This window comes from Chamaesiphon sp. VAR_48_metabat_403, from assembly GCF_031422475.1.
GTDB lineage: Bacteria > Cyanobacteriota > Cyanobacteriia > Cyanobacteriales > Chamaesiphonaceae > Chamaesiphon.
Window position 1 is genome coordinate 1 of record NZ_JANPLS010000273.1, and the last position, 3,452, is coordinate 3,452.

Genomic DNA, 3,452 nt, shown 5'->3' on the forward strand with positions numbered 1-3,452 from the left:
ACCGATCGACTGATTCGCGCAACAGCAGCAGGTGGGGGAATTCGAGCAGTAGGGGCAATTACCACCAGCCTCACCGAAACAGCCAGAGTTAGACATCGACTCTCCGCAGTAGCCACAGACGCGCTCGGACGGGCGATGACGGCGGGATTGCTGCTAACATCGGGGATGAAAACCAAATTTGCCCGCGTCAATCTCCGGCTCAAAGGAAATGGCCCCTTAGGTGGGTTAATGGTAGATGCTGGGGTAGATGGTACCGTCCGAGGCTATGTCAATAATCCTTATATCGAAGTACCGCTCAATGCGGCTGGTAAACTAGATGTCGGTGGTGCGATCGGCAGTGAAGGTTTTGTTTATGTGTTTCGAGATTTGGGCTATGGTCGCCCGTATTCTAGTACTGTCGAGTTAGTATCGGGCGAAGTTGGCGACGATGTGGCTAACTATTTATTTAGCTCCGAGCAAACTCCTTCGGCGTTGGTATTAGGAGTATCGATGAATACTCACAGCGTCCAATCTGCGGGCGGCATCTTGATTCAAGTTTTACCAAAAGCCGCACAAGATGAGTCATTAGTAACGCTATTAGAATCGCGAGTCAGCGGCTTGCAAGGTTTTACGCCCTTGCTACAATCTGGGAAAGATTTACCAGAGATTTTAGAGGAACTTTTAGGCGATTTAGATCTCAAAATCTTTCCTGATGAAAAGGAGCTAAAATTTGACTGTCCTTGCTCCGAGCAACGGATGTTAGGCGCACTCAAATTATTAGGAACTGACGAACTTCAGGATATGATCGCCACCGATAAAGGTGCTGAAGCTACCTGCGATTTTTGCGGAGAAGTCTATCACGTTAGTGAAGAAAAGCTGGCTAAGTTAGTCGGAGAATTACAACTTCAGAATTAATTAGATAATAGTTGATATCTGAAGTAGGGGCAATTCATGAATTGCCCCTACTTCTTAATTAATATAGTAATTTTAAATGATTTATGATAATTCTTGTTCTTCTCTCTGCGCTCTCTGTCTTTATTTGCTAAACCGTCGGGAAACCCGACGAGCGCAAATCGCTGCGCCTCTGCGGTTAAAATAACACCCAACTCGCAGCTCACAAATAATTTAGGACTGCTATAAATCTAATGGAAGTTTATATCCGCTATAATACCGATCGAGAATTTGCCAGTGCTAATTTTGCGGTGGCTTATGAAGGCTTTAGGCAAATGGGCTGGGAAATAATGCCATGTGAATCTATCGATAATTTAACCGATTTAGAACCAGATTCATTAGTAGTCGGCTTTGGCGATGATATTCACAAAGCCTTAATCGCACTCAAGATCGAACCACCTGTAGAGATTAATTATCCACCAGAGTTAGAGAAGTTTCTCGATCGCAAGTTATGGCGATCGAATGTCAATTATATCGCCAAACATCCCGAATTTTGGAACATATTTATTAAGCCAGCACAAGAATTTAAGAAGTTCAAAGGTAGAGTAATCAACAGCCCTAAAGATCTTATTGGTTGCGGAGACGAACTCCAAGATACTGAAATTTGGTGTTCCGAACCAGTTAATTTTTTAGCAGAATGGCGATGTTTTGTTAGGTATAAAGAAATCCTCGATGTTCGTCGATATCGAGGCGATTGGGGCTTACATTTCGATCCGAATATTATTAAAGCTGCGGTAGCTGCATATATATCGGCACCAGCCAGTTACGCGCTCGATTTTGGCTTGACAGCCAGCGGTAAAACTTTATTAGTTGAAGTAAATGATGGTTATTCTGTTGGAGCTTATGGATTAGTGCCGATCGATTACGCTCGATTTTTATCGGCAAGATGGGCACAATTAACCAACACCAAAGATTATGGCAACTTTTAAATAACTGGAGATTGAGTGTGTTGGGTTTCGCCTTGCTCTACCCAACCTACAGATCTATCCACTATTCACTAACTTAGTAACCAATATCCAGCGTCACCGCTGCTTCAACTTGTTGTTCGCCACCAACAACTGGAGTCGTCGGAGCGGGCTTACTCGCCCTGTCGCTGAATGCGGCTTGCGACATCACAATCGGTACCGGATTAGATGCGCTATCGATTCTAACCCCGATGACTTCCTTGCGTTTGAGACTTAGGGCTTCTAGTACAGCATCGGCTTGACGCTGTGCGTCTTGAGTTGCTTGTTTGAGAGCCTGAAGTTGCGCGGTAGAAATCGCCTGCTCGCTAGCAACCAGATTTACCCCCTCAATCCGCGTCGCACCATTTTTAACAGCAGCATCGAGAATCGCCCCCGCACGTTCGTTTGTCACCCGAAAACTAATACTATTGGTGGCGGTATAGCCAGTCAGTTTCGGAGTAGCGTTAGGGGGATAATTATAATTCGGATTGAGAGTAATGCCTGTGGTTTGAAGCTTCTCTATTTGTTGGGTTTTTAAAAAGTTTAGTACCTGCGTTGCCCGTTTGGCGGCTTCCTGTTGGGTGCCAGTCGGAGTTTTGCCCGAAACTTCGATCGCGAGGCGAATTTGCGCGATGGTAGTAGGGATAGTAACAATACCTTTACCACTGGCTGTAATAGTGCGATTTGGCTTGCGCTCTTGAGTTTGAGTATTTCCAGGTGCGATGCCAACTAGCAGCACAAAACTAGCTGTTAGTAATATCGATAGTGCTGGTTTGAGATCGAACGTGTGACGATTTTGATTTGGTTCTAGCGGCTGTAAGGCAGTGCAAGAGACGTTTGCAACGCAATCGCCCAGAACTTCAATTTCCGCCATTCGATCGATTTGAGGGCGGTTCGTGGTAGGTTTGAGCCACTGTTGAATTTTGTTCATTCGGGGAATTGTTTGACCATTCGATAGTTAAGATTGATGACTGTCTGGCAAGTCAACATGTTTCCATCCAAACCGCCTTGGTGATTACGATTGAGTCACTACTTTGTCAGATCTAAATATCCCCATTAACTGCGCCAACTACTAGATAATCTCGATAATCGATCGCATGTGTAAATCGCCTCGTTCGTGGGCATATTAGATAGAGAGCGATCCCACTCGTCTACGTAAATTCACCAATCATACTTACCACCAGTTGCCAATCTATCTGGTGAAATATGTAGTTTATTTTATTACTGTTAAATAAGTCCTTACTAACTATTTAATACATCAAGAGCGGGCGAGGTATATTTGCTGTTTATTCAAAATATTCAACCTGCGGTAAAGTCGAACCATCTTAGCTCGACAAAATTAGTTAAAATATACCAATACCAGCGATGACTAGAGTTGTTGAAGCATTAAAAGATATCATCCAACAAGAATTATCGGGACAACTGATTGTCAGAGATCCGTTAGATGCTTCGATAACTTGGGAAGCTTACTTTGGCAATGGTAAGCTGCATTTTGCAACTAGTACTCTCGGTCAAAAAGAACGCTTAACCTATTTGACTAGGCGACATCATCCTGATTTTAATTTAAGCGAATTTGCG

3 protein-coding genes and 1 pseudogene are annotated in these 3,452 nt (G+C 43.9%); 3 read left to right on the plus strand and 1 reads right to left on the minus strand.

The genetic code is table 11. The features are described 5' to 3' along the window. Together hslO and RMO79_RS12590 are read left to right on the plus strand one after the other, a co-directional pair. Positions 1–894: Hsp33 family molecular chaperone HslO (gene hslO / locus RMO79_RS12585; RefSeq protein WP_310483510.1), on the plus strand; the 894-nt coding region annotated here is incomplete at its 5' end. A gap of 230 nt (positions 895–1,124) precedes the next feature. Then, positions 1,125–1,859 (plus strand): ATP-grasp domain-containing protein, encoded by a 735-nt coding sequence (locus tag RMO79_RS12590; RefSeq protein ID WP_310483511.1) that lies wholly within the window; start codon positions 1,125–1,127, stop codon positions 1,857–1,859. A gap of 73 nt (positions 1,860–1,932) precedes the next feature. Here the strand turns inward: RMO79_RS12590 and RMO79_RS12595 are convergent, their stop codons facing one another. Continuing rightward, positions 1,933–2,805, minus strand: coding sequence for an SIMPL domain-containing protein (locus RMO79_RS12595; RefSeq protein ID WP_310483512.1), 873 nt, complete (start codon positions 2,803–2,805; stop codon positions 1,933–1,935). A gap of 434 nt (positions 2,806–3,239) precedes the next feature. Here RMO79_RS12595 and RMO79_RS12600 point away from each other — a divergent pair. Continuing rightward, positions 3,240–3,452 (plus strand): annotated as a pseudogene (locus tag RMO79_RS12600) (response regulator); the annotation flags it as partial.

Coding starts and splice junctions, on each gene's coding strand:
- RMO79_RS12590 (WP_310483511.1), top strand. CDS start 1,125: ATGGAAGTTTATATCCGCTATAATACCGATCGAGAATTTGCCAGTGCT.
- RMO79_RS12595 (WP_310483512.1), bottom strand. CDS start 2,805: ATGAACAAAATTCAACAGTGGCTCAAACCTACCACGAACCGCCCTCAA.